Raw genomic sequence first — 14,865 nt, forward strand, 5'->3', positions numbered from 1 at the left:
GCACACGGTCCGCCGGGTCGAGCCGCGCGACGACCGGGTGGTGCTGGACGGGGAACTGGCCGCGCGGGCGGTGGTCGGCGCGGACGGGGCCCGGGTCGATCGTCCGCCGCGCGCTCGGCCACCCGCCGAACCCGGACCGCCACCTCGCGCTCGCCATCCGGGGGTACGCCCCGGCGCTGCCCGGCCCGCCCGAACAGTTCATCGTCACCTCGGGGCCGCGCTGGCCGGCGTACGCCTGGTCCTTCCCGATCGGCGACGGTCGCGCGAACGTCGGGTACGGGGAGGTGCTGCGGGGCGGGCCGCTGAGCCGCGCGCACCTGCTGGACCGGCTCGCCGCGTTGCTGCCGGCGACCGATCCGGCCACGGTCACCGGGCTGCGCGCCCACCACCTGCCGCTGTCGACGCACCGGCCGTCGCCGGCCGGGGTCGGGTGGTGCTGGCCGGTGACGCGCTCTCCCTGATCAACCCGTTCACCGGCGAGGGGATCTTCTACGCGCTGCTCTCCGGGGCGCTGGCCGGTGCGGCTGCCGCGGCGGCACCGGACCGGGCGGCCGACCGGTACGCCCAGGCGCTGCGCCGGCGGCTCGGTACCCACCTGCGGCACAGCTCGGTCGCCGCCTGGCTGGCCCGGCACCGGCGGGTGGTCGACGCCGCCGTCCGGGCGGCCCGCCGCGACGACCGGGTCTACCGCAGCGTCGTCGAGTTGGGGCTCGGTGACGGCCGGCTGGACGCGCGTACTCTCGCCATGATCGGCATCGGTCTCTCGGCGCGTAGTTAACCTCCGAGGTCACCATCGGCCGGGCGGGTCGCTACCCTGCAAGGTGATGACTCTGCGGAACCTCCTCTACTCCGTTTACGAGCGCCGGCTGACGGCGTCGCTCGCGGGCAAGCCGGTGCCCCGGCACGTCGGCGTCATGTGTGACGGCAACCGCAGGTGGGCGCGGGAGATGGGCTTCGTCGACCCCAACGACGGGCACCGGATGGGCGCCGAGCGGATCAAGGAGCTGCTGCGCTGGTGCGACGCCGCCGGTGTGGGCCACGTCACGCTCTGGCTGCTCTCCACCGACAACCTCTCCCGGCCGGCGGAGGAGCTGGATCCGCTGCTCCAGATCATCGAGGACCTGACCACCGAGCTGGCCGAGGAGGGCAACCCCTGGCGGCTGCGGATGGTCGGCGCGCTCGACGTGCTGCCTTCGCACCACGCGCAGGCCCTCAAGGCCGCCGAGGAGCGCACCCGGGACCGCGCCGGCGGCGCCCAGGTCAACATCGCCGTCGGGTACGGCGGCCGGCGCGAGATCGCCGACGCGGTGCGCTCCCTGCTGCTGGAGCACGCCGCCACCGGCGGCACCATCGAGGAGCTGGCCGGCGCGCTGGACGTCGACCACATCTCCGAGCACCTCTACACCAAGGGCCTGCCGGACCCGGATCTGATCATCCGGACCAGCGGGGAGCAGCGCCTCTCCGGCTTCATGCTCTGGCAGTCGGCGCACTCGGAGTTCTACTTCTGCGAACTCAACTGGCCCGACTTCCGTCGCGTCGACTTCCTCCGCGCCCTGCGCTCCTACGCCAACCGCCAGCGCCGCTTCGGCGCCTGACGGCTCGCCCCCGCGCTCGCGGCGGCGGTCGGTCAGGTCAGGTGGGGCAGCGCCCTGGTGAGGAAGTCGCCGAGGGCGGCCGGGGAGTCGAGGGTGAGGTCGGCGGCGTCGGCCACCTCGTGACCGGTCTCCGGGTTGGCCACGGCCACGCAGACGCCGAAGAAGTCCGGGTCGGCGGCGGCGCGGGCCCGCAGCGCGGCGAAGGCCTTGATGTCGGAGACGTCGTCGCCGAAGTACCAGGCGCCACCGGCGTCGCGCACGATCTCGCCGATGACCAGGCCCTTGTCCCGGTCGACCGGGGGCTTGAGCTCCAGCACCATCCGGCCGGCCTGCACCTTCAGCCCCAGCCGCTCGGCCTGCGCGCGCCCCCACTGCTCGACCTGCGGCCCCAGCCCCGGCGCGGTACGCCAGTGCAGGGCGACGCTCAACCGCTTGAACTCCACCAGCGTGCCGGCCGGCAGTTCGGCCCGGGCCAGGTCGGCCAGCTCGGCCATGGTCGGCACCCAGGGCAGGGCGGCCGGCTCGGTCACCGTCTCGCCCCCGGAGTGGCTGTGCTCCAGCCCGTACAGGCCGTAGAGGTCGACGCCGGCGAGGCCACCGAGGTGGTCGCGGAGGAAGTCGACCGGGCGGGCGGAGACGATCGCCACCCGCTGCACCACCGGGGCGAGCGCCTCCAGTGCGGCGAGCACCTTGGGCGCGGGCTGCACGGCGGTGGGGTCGTCGTCGACCGGCGCCAAGGTGCCGTCGAAGTCGAAGAAGAGCACCGTGTGGGCCGCCCGCGCGGCGGTGGCCCGCCAGGCGTGCTCGGCGTCCAACGGAGTCTTCGGCTGCTGGTTGCCCAGATTCAACGGCGGCACGCGCGACAGCGTACCCCGGCGGCGGCGGCTCATTCGTGGCCGCGAGATGACGCCTTCTCGCCTCCGGCGGTGGGCGATTTCCGGGTGGTCGGTCAGCGTTCGGCGGCTCCCCGGCGTGGGCGCCCGAACGGCACCACGTCGGCCTCCTGGCCGTGGCTGAGCAGGTAACCCTCGACGAATCCGGTGTTCCGGTCGCCGGCCTGCGACTCGATCTCGTTGAGCCGGGCGACCAGGAACTCGGTCAGTGCGCTGACCCGGTCGTTGAGCCGCTCGTGCAGCTCGGCGACCACGGCCAGCACCACCGCGGTGCCGGCCGTGGTGAGCGCGAAGACGTTGACGACCAGTGGCATCTGCTCGCCCTCGACCGCGACTATCGCGACGTTTGCGGTCACGAACGATGTCACCGACACCGCCGCGACCACGACTGCCCACCATTTCAGGGTCATGGACAGACCCCTCCTTCTGTCCCGCAGGGCTGGGTTCGGCCTTGTCCCGTCCCCCCGCCGACGACGAGCCCAAGCAGTACGAATAGGGACGCTAGCGCGCCCGTTCCTGGCCCGTAGCGAAACGAAGAGGTCTGACCAGGCGTTCTTTCGCCATCTGAGGAACTAGCCGGCCTGTTCGTCTCGTTTTCGGACGTCGGCCGGCAGAGTCGGGCGATAAGCGAGATAACGAATGGTTTCTCGAATGTGGAACTTCTCCGCTTCCGAGACGGCGGGATCGACCAGCCGGCGCAGCAGGGCCTCCACGTCCGGGTCCATCGGGGGCGGCGTCGCCGCGGCGCGGGGCGCGGCGGCCCGGTCCCAGCCGAGCGCGGCGAAGGCGGCGGCGGGGTTGAGCCCCAGCCCCTCGCAGAAGGCGACCACCCGCTCCACCTCCGGGTCGCTGGCCCAGTCACCGCGGACCCACCGGTTGATGGTCTGCCGGGAGACGCCGGTGCGGCGGGAGACCTCGGTGCCCGTCCAGGCCCGCATCGCCCGGGCGTCGTCGAGCGCCCGGCGGACGAAACTGGCGAAGGCGATCTTCCGGGCGGGGGCGGTCTCGGTCACCCCGTGACGGTACGGCCGGACGGCCGTGGTGGGGAGTCCGTGCGTACGGGTGTCACGCGAACGGGACGACTCTCTCCGGGCGCGTGTTAACGATCCAGGGGCCTTTCCGAGGGGTGTCACCTGGGCAGAATAGAAGGACTTAGGTGCGGCGGTAACCGGACGAAAAGCTGATACTGTCACGCTCGTGGGACAATCTACGGTGTGTCACGTGCATGAGACGATTAGTGCTCACATGCGTCACGCCCCGAGCGCGAGGGGGGTGCGGTGACCGAGCTCGCGACCCGTTCCCAGGCCTTCGGCCTGATCGCGGAGGGGGTGGCCGCGGGACTGAGCGCGCCCTGGCGCCTCTACCTCGCCCGAGGGTGCCGCTACCTGTCCCTGAGCGTGGGGGACCGGGACGAGTGGAACGCCTGGCGTACCCATCTCGGTTGCCCGGAGCTGAGCGTCCGGGTCTACGACGCCGGCGGCGAGATCCGCCGCACCTCGGTCGCCGAGATCGTCCTGGACGGGTGCCGGATCAGCGTCGAGCTGGTGGAGGAGGTCAGCACCGACGACCTGGAGCGGCTCCTGGTCGTCGACCCCACCACGATCGAGCCGGAGGACCGGTGACCGGGCCGGCGCGGCGCGGCGGAGCCGCCGGATGAGCCCGTTTCTCGCGGTCTTCCTCGTCCTCGTCCTCGGTGCCACCAGTTACGCGGCGGGCCGGCTGCACGGCCAGCTCAGCTACCGGATCGGCTATCGCTTCGGCTACCGGCAGGGTTACTTCGACGGCGACCGGGGGGCGTGGAACCGGCGACGCCGCGACGCCCAGGCCGCGATCGCCTCGGCCCTGGCCGGGCCGACGAGCGGGCCACCCGTGGTGACCACCGCGACGGTCACCACCACCGCGGTCGCCCGCCAGGGCACCACGTACACCGGCTCCTCGTTCACCGCCCCGGTCCCGCCGGTCACCGGCCGGCACCCGACCGGGACCCTCGTCCGGCGGCAGGGCTGACGACCCACGCCGGCACCGACGCGGTGCGTCGTCCGCGGCGGGCACGCACCGTCGGGGCCACGTCAGACCGGTGACGGTGGCCCCACCGGCCGGGATGCGCGCAGGGGGCATGCATCCCGGCCGGTCCGCCGCCGCGTTCACGTCCCGGTCGAGGGAGATCCACCGCCACCACTAGCCGAGGTGGCCCGGCGCCGCTAGCGTCTAGGCATGGCACGGGGTTCTCCCGGGCCAGCCGGTCCGCCCGGAACTGCGACCTCGCGCACGGGGTTCCGCATCCGACCCCGTGTCCCCGGGCACCGGAGGAGGCGGAACACGGGTGGCGGGTGCCCATCCGTCGGAGCAGGCCTGTGACGACTCGCCGTACGCCCGCCGGTGCCGACCAGACCCCGGCCGCGACTGCCACGACCCGCCGAGCCACCCGGAGCCGCCGTACGACGGCCGCCGCCCCGGCCGGCACCGAGGAGCCCCGACCAGCCGGCCAGGCCTTCGTCCTGGACACCTCGGTGCTCCTGTCCGACCCGGCGGCGTTCCACCGCTTCGCCGAGCACGAGGTGGTCCTGCCCCTGGTGGTCATCTCCGAACTGGAGGGCAAGCGCCACCACCCCGAGCTGGGCTGGTTCGCCCGGCAGTCCCTGCGCATGCTGGACGAGCTGCGGGTGCGGCACGGGCGGCTGGACCGCCCGGTGCCCGCCAACGACGCCGGCGGCACGCTGCGGGTGGAGCTCAACCACTCGGACGACGGCGTGCTGCCGCCAGGCTTCCGCAACGAGTCCAACGACGCCCGGATCCTCTCCGTGGCGTTGAACCTGGCCGCCGAGGGCCGGGAGGTGACCCTGGTCAGCAAGGACATGCCGCTGCGGGTCAAGGCCGCCTCGGTCGGGCTGCGGGCTGACGAGTACCGGCACGGCCAGGCCAGCGACCCCACCTGGACGGGCATGGCCGAGCTGGAGCTGGGCGAGGAGGAGATCGGCCGGCTCTACGCCGGCGAGACCCTCGACCTGGACGCCGCGGCGGGCCTGCCCTGCCACACCGGCCTGGTGTTGCACTCCGCCCGCGGCTCGGCCCTGGGCCGGGTGCTGCCCGACAAGACCGTCCGGCTGGTGCGGGGCGACCGGGAGGCGTTCGGCCTGCACGGTCGCTCGGCCGAGCAGCGCGTCGCGCTGGACCTGCTGCTGGACGAGTCGATCGGCATCCTCTCGATGGGCGGGCGGGCCGGCACCGGCAAGTCCGCGTTGGCGCTCTGCGCCGGCCTGGAGGCGGTGATGGAACGCCGCCGGCACAAGAAGGTGATCGTCTTCCGCCCGCTGTACGCCGTCGGCGGCCAGGAGCTGGGCTACCTGCCCGGCTCGGAGTCGGAGAAGATGTCGCCCTGGGCGCAGGCGGTCTTCGACACCCTCGGCGCGGTGGTGCACGAGAACGTGCTGGAGGAGGTCACCTCGCGGGGGATCCTGGAGGTCCTGCCGCTGACCCACATCCGGGGCCGGAGCCTGCACGACGCCTTCGTGATCGTCGACGAGGCGCAGTCGCTGGAGCGAGGGGTGCTGCTCACCGTGCTGTCCCGGATCGGTCAGGGGTCCCGGGTGGTGCTCACCCACGACGTCGCCCAGCGGGACAACCTGCGGGTGGGCCGGCACGACGGCGTGACGGCGGTGATCGAGGCGCTGAAGGGGCACCCGCTCTTCGCGCACGTCACGCTGAGCCGTTCGGAGCGGTCGCCGATCGCCGCGATGGTGACTGATCTGCTGGAGGACATCCCGCAGTAGTCGCCTCGGGCGTCCGTGGCGCCCACTTTCGTCCACATTCATTTTGTGGCGCAGGTCACAAATGGGTCTCTTGGTTTCCCATCAGTCTCACTGTGCGCGATGGTGTCCAACGAGCGCCCGCGCCCCGACAAGATCGCTGAGTATCGTTCGTCCCACCCCCGGACGAGCCCCGGCGAGGGTCGGTGCGTCGGATGCGACCGGCTCCGGTCGGGGCGCTCGCGGCACGACCGCGTCCGGAGACGGCCGGCCCGCGCCGCGTCCTTGCCCCCGACGAAGGGACCACTTCGTGAGTCGGCTGTGGAGCCGGTTCGGCGCCCGTACGGCCGCTGTCGCACTGCTCTCCGTGGGCGTTGCCGGCGGCTTCTATCTGGGCGAAGACCGGGAAACCCAGCAACAGGGCCTGACCGCGCAGGTCGGCCGCCAGGTCGACCAGGCCGAGTACGACTACCAGCGCGAGCGGCAGGCCGACCACCAGCGCGGCTCCGCCAAGCAGCGGGCCGCCGAGTACCAGGCGAAGCTGCGGGCCGCCGCGGCCGCCAAGGAGGCCGCCGAGCGGGCCCGCGAGGCCGAGGCCGCCGCGGCGTCCCGGAAGAAGGCGCGGGAGGCGGCGGCCAAGGAGGCCGAGGCCAAGACCCAGCCGTTCACCGGGCCGATCCCCGCGTCCTGCAACGAGTACAGCGGCAACCGCGAGATCGGCTGCGCGCTGCTGCTCGACGCCGGCTTCAAGATCGACCAGATGCCCTGCCTGGACAAGCTCTGGACCAAGGAGAGCGGCTGGAACCACAAGGCCAGCAACCCCTCCTCCGGGGCGTACGGCATCCCGCAGGCCCTGCCGGGCAGCAAGATGGGCACGGTCGCCGACGACTGGCGGACCAACCCGGCCACCCAGATCAAGTGGGGCCTGGGCTACATCGAGGGCCGGTACGACGACCCGTGCGGCGCCTGGGCGCACAGCCAGAGCGTCGGCTGGTACTGATCGTGGCGAACGAGGGCGGGGCGGGTGGCGACCACCCGCCCCGCCCTCGTCGTGCTCCGGCCGGCGGGCCGCCCAGGTGGCGGTCGGCCACGAATGCTGATACCCCTGTCAGGGTGACCCTGCACCCTCCGGGCGGCGACCCGGCCCGGTTCGGCACCGACGCGTTCTACGCCGCCCTCGGCCGGGCCTTCGTCGCCATGTGCGCGGTCGTGCCGTTCCTCTTCCTCATCGAGGCCCTCGACCAGGGGCTCGACTTCGGCCTCGACGTGGCGGCGGGAATCATCCCGCACCGCATCCAGGGCCTGGACGGGGTCTTCTTCTCGCCGTTCCTGCACCACGGCTTCGAGCACCTCTACAGCAACAGCATCCCGCTGATCCTGCTCGGCACCTTCGTGCTCGCCGCCGGCACCCGGCGCTTCCTCTGGTCCACCCTGATCATCGTGCTGGTCAGCGGGCTCGGCGTCTGGTTCACCGGCGCGCCCAACTCGGTGGTCGTCGGCGCCAGCGGGGTGATCTTCGGCTACCTCGGCATCCTGCTCACCCGGGGCCTGGTGGAGCGCAGCTGGTGGAACCTGGCGGTGGTGCTGCTGGTCGGGCTGCTCTACGGCTGGCAGCTGCTCGGCATCCTCCCCACCGACGAGCGGATCTCCTGGCAGGGGCACCTGTTCGGGCTGCTCGGCGGGGTGGTCGCGGCGATCCTGTTCCGGCGCCGCCGGCCCGAGTCGGGCGGGCCGTACCACTCGGAGTCGACCCTCACCATGCCCTGAGCCGGGCGACCCGCCGCCGCGCCGCCGGAGATCGGGACATGCTTGCCCGGCCGGGGCGGCGGGCTTACCGTCGGCATCAGCACGCGTTGATCCGCCAGCGGAAAGCGACGGTACGCCCATGCGCGAGGTCGATGTCGCGGTGATCGGGGCCGGCCCGACGGGCCTGTTCGCCGCGTACTACGCCGGGTTCCGCGGGCTGTCCGTGGCGGTCGTCGACGCGCTGCCCGAGCCGGGCGGGCAGATCACCGCGATGTACCCGGAGAAACTGATCCTGGACGTCGCCGGCTTCCCCGCCGTCAAGGGACGGGACCTGGTGGCGAACCTGGTCGCCCAGGCCGCGCCGTTCCACCCGGAATACCTGCTCGGCACCCGGGCGGAGAAGCTCGCCCACGTCGACGGCCAGCCGGTGCTCGGGCTCGCCGGCGGTGACCAGCTGCGGTGCGGCGCGGTGGTGATCACCGGTGGACTGGGCAGTTTCACCCCGCGCCCGCTGCCGGTGGCGGAGAGCTTCGTGGGCGGCGGGATCGTCTACTTCGTACCCGAGCCCACGGCGCTGGCCGACCGGGACGTGCTGATCGTCGGCGGCGGGGACTCGGCCTTCGACTGGGCGTTGACCCTGCAACCGCTGGCCCGCTCGGTGACGCTGGTGCACCGGCGGGAGAAGTTCCGGGCGCACGCGTCGACCGTGTCCCGGGTGCTGGCCCTGCCAGTGCGGGTGATCGTCAACGCCGAGCTGACCGGGCTGCACGGGGACGCGACGGTGACCGCGGCCGAGATCACCGTGCGCGGCGGTGACGCGGAGACGCTGCCGGTCGACACGGTGGTGGCGGCACTGGGCTTCACCGCCGACCTGGGACCGCTGGCCGAGTGGGGGCTGCGGCTGGACCGCCGGCACATCGTGGTGGACAGCGCGATGGCGACCAACCTGCCGCGCGTCTTCGCGGCCGGGGACATCACCGAATACCCGGGCAAGGTGCGGCTGATCGCCACCGGCTTCGGCGAGGCGGCCACCGCGGTCAACAACGCCGCCGTCGCCATCGACCCGAGCGCCCACCTCTTCCCCGGCCACTCCTCCGACGCCGGCTGATCATCGATCCACACCGGAGCGTGGCCGGTTCGAGATCCGGCGCTGCCACGGTGGGCCGATGAGCGACAGCGGTTCCGCCCACGACGGCGCGCCCGCCGCGCTGGCCTGGCTCGCGCATCCGGTCACCCTGCTCGGCCTGGCTGCCCTGGTGGTCAACGACCACGTGCTCAAGGCCGCGTTCCCCGGTCCGGTCACCGGCAAGGTCAGCGATGTCGCGGGCCTGCTGCTCGCCCCGCCGCTGGTCGCGGTGCTGCTCGCCCTGGCCGCACCCCGGCTGCCCGTCCGGGCCACCGTCGTGGTCGGGCTGGTCACCGTCGGCGCGGGCTTCACCATCGTCAAGATCAGCGGGTACGCGGCGCAGCTGGCATCGGGTGCGTGGAGCGCGCTCGCCGGCCCGTCCGTGGTCCGGGCCGACGTCACCGACCTGCTCGCCCTGCCGGCGTTGACGCTGGCCTGGTGGAGCTGGACGCGGGCGCGCCGGAGGCCGGTGGGGCGCCACGCCGCCCGCCTGGTCCGGCTGGTGGTCCTGCTGCCGGCGGCGGTGCTGGCGGTGGCCGCGACGAGCGCGCCCGACGGGACGCCGGAGCGGGAGGCGGCCCGGGTCGTGGTGACCGACCGGGGAGTGGTCCACGCCGGAGAGGACCGTGGCATCGAGGACCGCGTGCTGCGCTGGTGGCGCAGCCCCGACGGCGTCACCGGCTGGACGGTGGCGGCGGTCGAGGAGGAACAGACCCGGCGGATCACGGCGGCGCCCGGTGAGCCGGCCCGTTCCGCCTGCGTGCCGGCCGTCCCGAACCGTTGCTACCGGCTGGTGGCCGGGCGGCTCGCGGTGCAGGCCAGCGACGACGCGGGTCGCACCTGGCGCACCGACTGGGAGGTCAGCGACCGGGACCGTGACCTGCTGGACAGGTGGGAACGGAGACGGAACGTGCCGCGTCCCCGCTTCGAAGGGCGGGACCTGGCGGTGTGGGACGCGCCGACCGGCGGGCACCGGGTCCTGGTGGCCAACGCGGGAGACGGCTTCCTCCTCCGGCACACCGACGGTCGGTGGGAGCGGACCGGCTGGCCCGACGGGACGGCCGCCCGTCCGCTGGGGAAGGACCCGAACTCCGGCATCGAGCTGATGCGAGCGGTCGTCGTGGTGCCGACCCTGGCCGGCATCGTGCTCATCGTCGCGGGAGCCAGTGGCGGCCGGCGGGCGGGCCTGGGGCTCTGGTGGCCGCTGGCACTCTCCGGCCCGGCGTTCCTGGCCGGGGTGGCGCTGCTGCCCGACCTCACCGCCGCGTCGACCATGGCCGACGCGGGGACCGGGTTCCCGCTGTCCAGTCTCCTGGCGGTGGCGGTGGCCGGGATCGGGGCGGTCGCCGCGCTCGCCACGTTGTGGTCGTTGAAGGTGCCGGTCCGCTGGACGATCGAGGTGCTCGCCGCCCTGCTGGTGACCACCGTGCTGGTCGGTGCGGCGCTGTACGCGTGGCTGACCGGCGAATCCGACGCCGACCGGTCCGGCATGCTGGCGGTGCTGGCGGCGGCCGTGCCCGGTCTGCTGCTCGCCCGGTACGCCGGCCGACTGGTGGGGCGGCAGGCGGAAAGACCGGCGGACCCCCCGTGGCCCGCCGTGCCCCCGGTCGGCCCGCAAGGCTGACCGTCAACCCTCCCGGGGCAGGCCGATGAGGTCGGCCATCAGCCCGGTCTGGTGGTCGAAGTACGCGTCCCGGTGCGGCACCGCCCGGTTGAGCCGGCCGAACAGCTCGAAGCTGATCAGGCCGAACAGCTGCGTCCAGCCGGCCATGCCCCGGGCCAGCAGCGACTCCGGCAGGTCGGGGAAGAGCCCGGCGGCGATCTCGGCCAGGTCGGCGCGGACCGGTTCGGGCAGCTCGTCGTCGGGGGCGGCCAGCCGTCCGTCGATCAGCCCGTCGCGCAGGATGCCGACCAGGGTCACCGGCGGGCGCTGGGCCGGCAGGACGGTGTCGTCGGGGGCGGCGTACCCGGGCACCGGGCTGCCGTAGAGCAGGGCGTACTCGGCGGGATGGGCGAGCGCCCAGTCCCGGGCGGCACGGCACACCGCGTGCCAGCGGCCACGCAGGTCCCGCCGGTCGGCGCCGGCGTCGGCCGACTCCACCGCGTCGCCGAGCGCGTCGTACGCCTCCAGGATCAGCGCGGTGAGCAGGTCGTCGCGGCTCGGGAAGTAGCGGTAGATGGCGGAGGAGACCATCCCCATGTCCCGGGCGACCGCCCGCAGCGAGAGGTTGGCGCCGTCGGTGGCCAGGTGGCGGCGGGCCACCGCCTTGATCTCGTCGAGCATCTCGGCGCGGACCCGGGCGCGGATCGAGGAAGCGGGCATGGGCCCACTCTGCCACGGATCGGAGCGGCAATCAAAAAAGAGAGCACTGCTCTTGACGAGGCGGTGGGCGGGCGGTCATGCTGGTGTCGGCAAGTGAGAGCGGTGCTCTCGGTTCGTATCCCCGCTTCGAAAGGCGTTCCCATGTCGCTGCACGTGATCGTCGGCTCCGGTCCGGTCGGCACCGCCACCGCCCGTCTCCTCGCCGAGCGGGGGGAGCGCGTCCGGGTGGTGACCCGCCGGGGCAGCGGGCCGGAGCACCCCGCCGTCGAGCGGGTCGCCGCCGACGCCGCCGACGCCGACCGGCTCACCGCGCTGACCGAGGGCGCGGACGCGCTGTACAACTGCGCGAACCCGGCGTACCACCGGTGGCCGACCGACTGGCCGCCGCTGGCCGGCGCGCTGCTCACCGCCGCCGAGCGGACCGGCGCCGTGCTCGCCACGGTCGGCAACCTCTACGGGTACGGGCCGGTCGACGGCCCGATGACCGAGCAGACCCCGCTCGCGGCCACCGGCACCAAGGGTCGGGTGCGCAACCGGATGTGGACCGACGCGCTCGCCGCGCACCGGGCCGGGCGGGCGCGGGTCACCGAGGTACGCGGCTCCGACTATGTCGGCGCGGACGGCACGTCCCTGGCAATGCTGGTGCTGCCCCGGGTGCTCGACGGGCGGCGGGTCTTCCTCCCGGTCGACTGGGACGCCCCGCACACCTGGACGTACATCCCGGACGTCGCCCGTACCCTCGTCGCCGCCGCCGCCGACGCGCGGGCCTGGGGTCGGGCCTGGCACGTGCCCAGCGCGCCCGCCGCCGGCATGCGGGAGCTGGCCACCCGCGCGGCGGCGCTGGTCGGCGCGCCCGCGCCGAAGCTGACCCGGATGCCCTACCCGGTGCTCTGGCTCGGCGGCCTGGCCAACCCGTTCGCGCGGGAGCTGCGCGAGACCGCCTACCAGTTCGACCGGCCGTTCCTGATGGACTCCTCCGCCGCCACCGCCACCCTCGGCGTCGAGGCGACGCCGCTGGACCGCGCGCTGAAGGAGACGGTCGCGGCCCTGCGCCGCTGACCCGCCGGCACTCGCCGCTGAGCCCCGGCCCCGGGCTCAGCGGCGCGGCGCCGGGCCCGAGCGCCGGCGACCAGCACCCGCCACCCAGGGTCAGCACGGCGCCCGCCAGCGTCGTCGGCCCCGGGTGCGAGGCCGCGGTCGGCAGGACCAGGTCCAGCAGTACGGCCCCGACGATCTGCCCCGCGATGGTGGCCAGCCCGAGCAGCAGCACCCCGGTGAAGCGAACGATCGCCGCCGCGATCGCGATGAACACGATGCCGATCGGCCCACCCAGGTAGAGCCACGGCTCGGCGGGCAGGGCGCCGGTCGGCCAGCCCCGGACCGCGCCGTCGACGGCGAAGGTGACCAGCAGGGCGGCCGTGCCGACGGTGAAGTTGACCAACGTGGCCGCCAACGCGCTGCCCGAGGCGACCCGGACCCGACCGTTGACCGCCTGCTGCCAGGCGATGCCGATCCCGGCCAGCAGCGGCAGCAGGGCCAGCGCCAGGGCTCCCGGGTCGCCCAGCCGGTCGCCCACCGCCAGCAGGACGGCGAGCACGGTCAGCGCCGCACCGGCCAGCCGGCTCGGCGTCACCGGCTGCCGGCCGGTCGGCCCACCCCGGCCCGGTCCACCGCCAGACTGCTCGCGGACTGGCCGCCGACCACCGCCACCGTGAAGACGGCCACCCCGAGCGTGCCGATGGTGAGCCCCTGGGTGGCGACCAGGAACGCCCCGCACAACCCGCCCAGGCACTGCCACGGGCGCAGCGAACCGTCCCGCAGCGCCGCGCGCAGGTCGCGCAGTCCCCGCCGCCCATCCGGGGTGGCGGGGACCAGCACCAGCAGCACCAGCAGGCCCAGCCCGAACGAGACCACCGCGGCGGCGATCCCGTCGGCCAGGCGTACGCCCAGTTCGCCGTTGATCCGGGACTGCACGGCCACGGCGAGGCCCGAGGCGGTCGCCAACCCGGTCGCGACGATCCGCCGGGACGCCGGGACGGTCGGACGGACCGCCGTCCCGGTCGCGCTCACTCCTGCTCGGCCAGCGGCCGGCCGTCGAAGTCGACCGCCGAGTAGAGGGCCAGCTTCTCCAGCCGGTGGTACGAGTCGATCACCCGGATCGTGCCGCTCTTCGAGCGCATCACGATCGACTGGGTGTACGCCCCGCCCGCCCGGTAGCGCACGCCGCGCAGCAGGTCACCGGAGGTGACGCCGGTGGCCACGAAGAAGCAGTTGTCGCCGGTGACCAGGTCGTCGGTGCTGAGCACCCGGTCCAGGTCGTGCCCGGCGGCCAGCGCCTTCTCCCGCTCCTCGGCGTCGCGCGGCCAGAGCTTGGCCTGCATCGCCCCGCCCATGCACTTGAGCGCGCAGGCCGAGATGATCCCCTCCGGGGTGCCGCCGATGCCCATCAGCACGTCGACGTCGGACTCGCCCCGGGCGGCCGCGATCGAGCCCGCGATGTCGCCGTCGGAGATGAACCGGATGCCCGCTCCGGTACGCCGGATCTGCTTGACCAGGTCGTCGTGGCGGGAGCGGTCCAGCACGCAGACCGTCACCTCGGAGACGTCGGTGCCCTTGACCTTGGCGATCCGGCGCAGGTTGTCGGCCACCCCGGCGTTGATGTCCACCACGTCGGCGTACATCGGACCGACGGCGAGCTTCTCCATGTAGAAGACCGCGCTCGGGTCGAACATCGCGCCGCGCTCGGAGACCGCGAGCACGGCCAGCGCGTTCGGCATGCCCTTGCTCATCAGCGTGGTGCCGTCGACCGGGTCCACCGCGACGTCCACCTCGGGACCGGTGCCGTCACCCACCTCTTCGCCGTTGAAGAGCATCGGCGCGTTGTCCTTCTCGCCCTCGCCGATCACCACCACCCCGCGCATCGGGATCGAGTTGATCAGCTTGCGCATCGCGTCGACGGCTGCCCCGTCGCCGCCCTCCTTGTCGCCCCGGCCGACCCACCGGCCGGCGGCCATCGCCGCTGCCTCGGTGACCCGGACCAGGTCGAGGGCAAGGTTGCGGTCGAGATCCTGGGGGATCCGCGTCCTGGTGTTCGTCGTCATGACGGCTTCCTCCTCGCGACGTTGCGGGGTGGACCGGCAGGGTGCTGCGGTCGCCGCTGCCGGCTTTGTCGCTGATCCTCACACGATGACAGGTCCGGGGCCGGGGCGGGGCGGTGGTGGGCGGGATCGGTCACCCGCGCGGCTGCGAGAATGGACGGGTGGACCCCGCACAGCCTGCCGAGCGCGTACCCGCCGACCAGACCCCGCCCGACGGCCAGCCGCCGTGCCCCGACCGGGGCGACCGACGCGATGGCCGGGGACGGCCCGTCGAAGGGACCGGCCGGCGGCGGCTCGGCGGCCGAGGCCGGCACCGAGGCGGCGCTGGTTGAGCCGAC

At 73.8% G+C, this 14,865-nt stretch carries 15 protein-coding genes and 2 pseudogenes; 11 read left to right on the plus strand and 6 right to left on the minus strand.

What is annotated here, in order from left to right; genetic code table 11:
- Positions 1 to 778 (plus strand): annotated as a pseudogene (locus tag JNW89_RS11245) (geranylgeranyl reductase); the annotation flags it as partial.
- A gap of 46 nt (positions 779 to 824) precedes the next feature.
- Positions 825 to 1,595, plus strand: a complete 771-nt coding sequence (locus tag JNW89_RS11250) for an isoprenyl transferase (protein ID WP_154939557.1) — start codon at positions 825 to 827, stop codon at positions 1,593 to 1,595.
- Between the two features lie 32 nt (positions 1,596 to 1,627).
- On the opposite strand, the gene otsB is transcribed toward JNW89_RS11250, so the two are convergent.
- The 3 genes from otsB to JNW89_RS11265 form a co-directional block, all read right to left on the minus strand.
- Positions 1,628 to 2,452, minus strand: a complete 825-nt coding sequence (otsB, locus tag JNW89_RS11255) for a trehalose-phosphatase (RefSeq protein WP_238448849.1) — start codon at positions 2,450 to 2,452, stop codon at positions 1,628 to 1,630.
- 92 nt (positions 2,453 to 2,544) lie between these two features.
- Positions 2,545 to 2,898 carry a hypothetical protein gene (locus tag JNW89_RS11260; protein ID WP_238448850.1) on the minus strand — a complete coding sequence of 118 codons (354 nt, stop codon included), beginning with the start codon at positions 2,896 to 2,898 and terminating at the stop codon, positions 2,545 to 2,547.
- Between the two features lie 162 nt (positions 2,899 to 3,060).
- Entirely contained in the window at positions 3,061 to 3,501 is a 441-nt protein-coding gene (locus tag JNW89_RS11265; protein ID WP_238448851.1) for a helix-turn-helix transcriptional regulator, read from the minus strand.
- A 264-nt stretch (positions 3,502 to 3,765) separates the two neighbouring features.
- Between JNW89_RS11265 and JNW89_RS11270 the strand changes: the two genes are divergently transcribed.
- The 7 genes from JNW89_RS11270 to JNW89_RS11300 all read left to right on the plus strand — a co-directional run bounded on the left by JNW89_RS11270 (position 3,766) and on the right by JNW89_RS11300 (position 10,730).
- Positions 3,766 to 4,110 (plus strand): hypothetical protein, encoded by a 345-nt coding sequence (locus JNW89_RS11270; protein ID WP_238448852.1) that lies wholly within the window; start codon positions 3,766 to 3,768, stop codon positions 4,108 to 4,110.
- 31 nt (positions 4,111 to 4,141) lie between these two features.
- The gene (locus tag JNW89_RS11275; RefSeq protein WP_238448853.1) at positions 4,142 to 4,495 is read left to right on the plus strand and encodes a hypothetical protein; all 354 of its coding nucleotides are present in this window, start codon (positions 4,142 to 4,144) and stop codon (positions 4,493 to 4,495) included.
- A gap of 347 nt (positions 4,496 to 4,842) precedes the next feature.
- Positions 4,843 to 6,258 (plus strand): PhoH family protein, encoded by a 1,416-nt coding sequence (locus tag JNW89_RS11280; RefSeq protein ID WP_238448854.1) that lies wholly within the window; start codon positions 4,843 to 4,845, stop codon positions 6,256 to 6,258.
- Positions 6,259 to 6,544: 286 nt separating this feature from the next.
- On the plus strand, positions 6,545 to 7,234 hold the full coding sequence (locus tag JNW89_RS11285) for a lytic transglycosylase domain-containing protein (RefSeq protein WP_238448855.1): 690 nt from the start codon (positions 6,545 to 6,547) through the stop codon (positions 7,232 to 7,234).
- A 113-nt stretch (positions 7,235 to 7,347) separates the two neighbouring features.
- Positions 7,348 to 8,001 carry a rhomboid family intramembrane serine protease gene (locus JNW89_RS11290; RefSeq protein ID WP_238448856.1) on the plus strand — a complete coding sequence of 218 codons (654 nt, stop codon included), beginning with the start codon at positions 7,348 to 7,350 and terminating at the stop codon, positions 7,999 to 8,001.
- A gap of 118 nt (positions 8,002 to 8,119) precedes the next feature.
- On the plus strand, positions 8,120 to 9,088 hold the full coding sequence (locus JNW89_RS11295; protein WP_238448857.1) for an NAD(P)/FAD-dependent oxidoreductase: 969 nt from the start codon (positions 8,120 to 8,122) through the stop codon (positions 9,086 to 9,088).
- A gap of 58 nt (positions 9,089 to 9,146) precedes the next feature.
- A complete protein-coding gene (locus JNW89_RS11300; protein ID WP_238448858.1) occupies positions 9,147 to 10,730 on the plus strand; it encodes a hypothetical protein in 1,584 nt (527 codons plus the stop codon).
- Between the two features lie 3 nt (positions 10,731 to 10,733).
- Here JNW89_RS11300 and JNW89_RS11305 read toward each other — a convergent pair whose 3' ends face one another.
- Positions 10,734 to 11,429 carry a TetR/AcrR family transcriptional regulator gene (locus JNW89_RS11305; protein WP_238448859.1) on the minus strand — a complete coding sequence of 232 codons (696 nt, stop codon included), beginning with the start codon at positions 11,427 to 11,429 and terminating at the stop codon, positions 10,734 to 10,736.
- Positions 11,430 to 11,570: 141 nt separating this feature from the next.
- On the opposite strand from JNW89_RS11305, the gene JNW89_RS11310 reads away from it, so the two are divergent.
- Entirely contained in the window at positions 11,571 to 12,488 is a 918-nt protein-coding gene (locus JNW89_RS11310; RefSeq protein WP_238448860.1) for an NAD-dependent epimerase/dehydratase family protein, read from the plus strand.
- Positions 12,489 to 12,573: 85 nt separating this feature from the next.
- Here the strand turns inward: JNW89_RS11310 and JNW89_RS11315 are convergent.
- Positions 12,574 to 13,499: pseudogene (locus JNW89_RS11315) on the minus strand (DMT family transporter); the annotation flags it as partial.
- Entirely contained in the window at positions 13,496 to 14,530 is a 1,035-nt protein-coding gene (gene glpX / locus JNW89_RS11320) for a class II fructose-bisphosphatase (protein WP_088963962.1), read from the minus strand. The pseudogene JNW89_RS11315 and the gene glpX, both read right to left, overlap by 4 nt.
- A 150-nt stretch (positions 14,531 to 14,680) precedes the next feature.
- Here glpX and JNW89_RS11325 point away from each other — a divergent pair.
- Positions 14,681 to 14,865, plus strand: a 185-nt coding sequence (locus tag JNW89_RS11325) for a hypothetical protein (RefSeq protein WP_238448861.1), incomplete at its 3' end; no start/stop codon positions are given.

This window comes from Micromonospora sp. 4G55 (genome assembly GCF_016803375.1).

Coding starts and splice junctions, on each gene's coding strand:
- JNW89_RS11250 (WP_154939557.1), top strand. CDS start 825: ATGACTCTGCGGAACCTCCTCTACTCCGTTTACGAGCGCCGGCTGACG.
- JNW89_RS11260 (WP_238448850.1), bottom strand. CDS start 2,898: ATGACCCTGAAATGGTGGGCAGTCGTGGTCGCGGCGGTGTCGGTGACA.
- JNW89_RS11275 (WP_238448853.1), top strand. CDS start 4,142: ATGAGCCCGTTTCTCGCGGTCTTCCTCGTCCTCGTCCTCGGTGCCACC.
- JNW89_RS11295 (WP_238448857.1), top strand. CDS start 8,120: ATGCGCGAGGTCGATGTCGCGGTGATCGGGGCCGGCCCGACGGGCCTG.
- JNW89_RS11300 (WP_238448858.1), top strand. CDS start 9,147: ATGAGCGACAGCGGTTCCGCCCACGACGGCGCGCCCGCCGCGCTGGCC.
- JNW89_RS11305 (WP_238448859.1), bottom strand. CDS start 11,429: ATGCCCGCTTCCTCGATCCGCGCCCGGGTCCGCGCCGAGATGCTCGAC.
- JNW89_RS11310 (WP_238448860.1), top strand. CDS start 11,571: ATGTCGCTGCACGTGATCGTCGGCTCCGGTCCGGTCGGCACCGCCACC.
- glpX (WP_088963962.1), bottom strand. CDS start 14,530: ATGACGACGAACACCAGGACGCGGATCCCCCAGGATCTCGACCGCAAC.